Source organism: Nonomuraea lactucae (assembly GCF_003313395.1).
In the GTDB taxonomy this organism is placed as follows: domain Bacteria; phylum Actinomycetota; class Actinomycetes; order Streptosporangiales; family Streptosporangiaceae; genus Nonomuraea; species Nonomuraea lactucae.
This window is the reverse complement of sequence record NZ_QNFZ01000725.1, coordinates 1-3,755: the sequence shown is the minus strand read 5'-3', so window position 1 is coordinate 3,755 and position 3,755 is coordinate 1. Positions and strand designations below refer to the sequence as shown.

At 71.2% G+C, this 3,755-nt stretch carries 3 protein-coding genes; all 3 read right to left on the bottom strand.

From position 1 onward, the window contains the following. Positions 1-28: 28 nt before the first annotated feature. The 3 genes from DQW85_RS26130 to DQW85_RS26120 all read right to left on the bottom strand — a co-directional run bounded on the left by DQW85_RS26130 (position 29) and on the right by DQW85_RS26120 (position 3,431). The gene (locus tag DQW85_RS26130) at positions 29-1,216 is read right to left on the bottom strand and encodes a CU044_5270 family protein (protein WP_113702594.1); all 1,188 of its coding nucleotides are present in this window, start codon (positions 1,214-1,216) and stop codon (positions 29-31) included. After that, positions 1,209-1,820: an RNA polymerase sigma factor gene (locus tag DQW85_RS26125; protein ID WP_113702593.1), complete on the bottom strand. Its 612-nt coding sequence runs from the start codon at positions 1,818-1,820 to the stop codon at positions 1,209-1,211. Before DQW85_RS26125 ends, DQW85_RS26130 begins: the two co-directional genes overlap by 8 nt. A 63-nt stretch (positions 1,821-1,883) precedes the next feature. Beyond that, positions 1,884-3,431, bottom strand: coding sequence for an alkaline phosphatase D family protein (locus DQW85_RS26120; RefSeq protein ID WP_205315415.1), 1,548 nt, complete (start codon positions 3,429-3,431; stop codon positions 1,884-1,886). Positions 3,432-3,755 lie beyond the last annotated feature (324 nt).

The following is a 3,755-nucleotide window of genomic DNA, read 5'->3' as shown; positions in this document are numbered from 1 at the left end:
GGTCCGCCCGCCCGAGGGCCTGCCGCCGTCAGTCGCCGGAGGGGGCGGAGGGCGGGCCGCCGGGCTCCGGGGAACCGGGCGTGTCGGCGGGCGGGGCGCTGGGCTGCGGCGATCCACCGTCGGGGGTCTCGGCCGGTGCGGGAAGGTCGCAGTTGGAGTTCTCGGCGGTCGCGACCCCGTCGTCCGGCAGCTTGTCCACGACCGAGATCCTCAGCTGCGCCGTCAGGGCCAGCACGCTGCCCACGGGCGCCTTGGCCACCTTCTCGTCCGTGACCGTGCCCCGCTCTCCCAGCAGCATGTGCGTCCGGGGGTCGAAGATGTACTGCTCAAGCATGCCCGACTGCGCGGACCGCCGGCCGAGGGCCACGCCCTTGCGCCCCGCGTAGTCCGGGACGTCCTCGGCCATCTCCACCCCGCCGATCGACTTCATCGCCTCGAACAGCGCGTCACGCTGCGCCCTGGGCACGTAGGTCTCCGCCAGCAGCTCGCGCGCCACGCCGAAGGCCGCCTCGTCGGCGTCACCCTTAGCACCGTCGCCCTTGGCACCGTCGCCCTTGGCACCGTCGCCCTTTGCACCGTCGCCCTTTGCACCGTCGCCCTTTGCACCGTCGCGCTTGTAGAGCAGCTCGCGCATCCCGGCGGCGTCCGCAGGCAACGTGCTCAGGTACGCGTGGTCGTTGCGGGAGATTCCCGGGCAGGAGGGCAGGTGGTACCAGCTCTCGGCGGGCTCGAGCCGTACGTTCGGCGGCTGCTTCGAGCCCGGCCACGGCTTGGCCTCGCGCCCCTCGATCAGGAGCAGGCCGCCTGCGCGCCCGTCCGCCGACTTCCAGATCTTCCGGTGGGTCTGGTAGAGGTGGCGCGACTCCCCGCTATCGTCCAGCCTGGTCGCGCCGTACATGGTGTCCGACTCCACGAGGACGAACTGGCCGGGCTTCGGCTCCAGTTCCTCCCCCGACACGGCGGCCGACTGGGTCGCGGACGTGGCCGCGTCCGGCGCCCCGCCCTGTCCCGACAGGGCCACGGCCACGCCCCCGACAAGAGTGACCGTGATCCCGAACGCGGCGACGGCGTGCCAGCCGAGCCGGGGCAGGCGCAGCCCGCCCCGGCCTCGCGCCTCGCGCAGCAGCCGGTCCCTGGCCCGGTCGCGGGCCTGTGCATCGTAGGGTGGAGCGGCCGGCCGGCCGGCCGCGAACAGGCGGATCTCGTCGTCATCCATGCTGGGGCTCCTCTGCGAAGGGGTCGTTGCCGCCGAGCGCCCTGCGTACCTTGACGCGGAGCCGGTGCAGCCTGGACCGTACCGTGCCGACGGGCACGCCCAGGGCGAGCGCCGCGTCCTCGTACGTCAGGTCGGCCCAGGCCACGAGCAGCAGCAGGTCGCGCTCGGCCGCGCTGAGCCGGGTCAGCGCGCGGGCCAGCCTGGGCTGGAGCTGCTCGGCCGTGATCCGGTCGGCGCTGCGCTCGTCGAACGTGCCGGGCCGTTCGGGACTCATCCTGGCCAGGGCGTGGTTGCGCCGCCGCTCGGCCCTGCGATGCTGGGCGACGACCCTGGTGGCGATGCCGTATAACCAGGGCCTGGCGTCGGACCACGAGCGGTCGTAACGCGCCCTGCGGCGGAACGCGACGAGGAACACCTCCCCCGTCACGTCGTCGGCCGGCCCCGGGCCGAGGCGCCTGGCTGCGTACCGGTGGATCTCGTCGGCATGCCGGTCGAACAGCGCCGCGAAACTCTCCGGATCGTCCAGCGAACGCCCGATCAGCGTCGAGTCGTCCAGTGTGTCAGGCAGTTCGCGAACACTCACCACGTGCCGGTCCTCTCTCATGCGGTCACCCTGTTCTTGACCGCACGGGGAGGGCCGGTTCCCACTTTTCGAGCCCGCGGATCCTCAGCCGAGTCGTACGGAGTCGATCTGCTTCACGGTGTCGCCGGAGGATTCGTACCAGGAGACCTGGTCGGGGAAGGCGAGCGTGGCCACGGCGTTCTGGAACCACGGCCCGTGGGTGACCCGCCAGCGGAAGGGCGGCCTGGGCAGGCGCGCCAGCCGGGCGAGCAGGCTGCCGACCATGGTGGCGACGCCGAACTGGGTGATGACGTTGGCCCAGCGGAGCAGCGGGCTCAGCGGGTTGCGGATGGGCGAGCAGACGACCTGGGTGACGTCGCCGGTGCGGGCCTTGGCCACGTAGGAGTAGTGGACGTCGCCGGAGAGCAGCACCACCGGCTTGCCGAGGCGGACGAGGAGCCCCGCCAGGTCGTCGAACGAGCGGCGGAAGGCGGCCCAGTGCTCCAGGTCGACGGCCTGCCTGAACCTCTCCGACAGCCGCGCCACTCTCTTGCCCCACGCTCCGTCGCAGAGCGCCTCGTTCCAGTTCTGCACGTAGTGGACGCCCTCGGGCAGCATGAAGGGGAGGGAGGAGCCGATGACCAGCCGGTCGGCGGGCTTGGAGACCTCCTCGACGAGCCACTGCCACTCCCCCGCGTCGAGCATCCTGCGGTCTCCCGGCGTCAGCCGGCGGGCGCACCGGGTGTCGACCACGATCAGGCGGGTCCGGCCGAGCTCGCGGGAGTAGCTCCAGCGGTTGCTGGCCGGGTCGACGTCGGCCTTCTCGGCGAAGCCGTCGAGCGCCCCGCCCCCGTCGCCGTCCATCAGGGTCCGCAGCAGCGGGTCGGCCGCCCGCTCGGCCGGCGACAGGTTGCCCAGGTGCTGGTAGATCCAGTACGCGCTCAGCCCGGCGATCACCCTGCTGCGCCACCAGGTCGTCGCGGCCATCTGCTCCCGCCACGTCTGCGAGGTGTTCCAGTCGTCGCGCAGGTCGTGGTCATCGAAGATCATCGCTGTGGGCACGGTGGAGAACAACCACCTGATCTCGGGTTCCGTCCACGCCTGACGGTAGAGCTCGGCGTACTCCTCGAAGTCGGCGATCTCGTTCTGCGGCTCGGTGTTCCGGCGCCGACGGATGAAGTCGAGCATCTCGGGCGAGGGGCTGTCGGCGTAGACCTGGTCGCCGAGCAGGAGCAGCAGGTCGGGCCACTCGTCCTCGCCCGCCTCCATGAGGTGGCCGCCGTAGGAGCGCAGCACGTCCTCGCCGTGCGTCAGCACGTGGGCGGTGTCGTGGGGGACGCTCGTCCGGCATGACCCGAACGCCATCCGGCGCGGACCGTCGGCCGGCAGCAGCCTGATGCGGCTCGGCGGGCGGCCCTCCAGCGGCCACACCCGCTCGCCGTCCAGCTCCACGGCGTAGCCGTGGACGTCCTCGGACAGCTCGGTCAGGTCCACGAGGGCGTAGTGGTGGCCGTGGACCGTGAACGTGCGCGACTCGTGCCTCCGCTCACCCGCCACCACGGCGACCGCGCACGGCTCGCCGGTCTCCACCCAGATCGAGGCGCTCGACGCGTCGACGTAGCGCAGCATCGGCCCGATCAGCAGTGCGGGCATCGCATCTCCCGGTTCGACAGTTCGGCACACTCCGGATCTCAAGCCTGCCAGAGTGGCGCGTAGCCAAGCGCATCGGTCACCGGGTTGGATTCGATGACAGCAGATCCGTTACGGGAAATCTATCGGCGTGCCAGAAAACCCCGCCATAGGATGATCGCGACAAGTCGCCCAAAGGGGTAGGCAATGGCGCCTACTTCGTTTCCTGGGCGTACATACCAGGAGGATTTCCTTCCATGAGCGTCATGGTGCCGTCAACGACGCCGGCCCTGATCACTCCCGGCCGTCAGGCCCTCGACTCCGCCCTGCACCAACTCCACCAGGCCG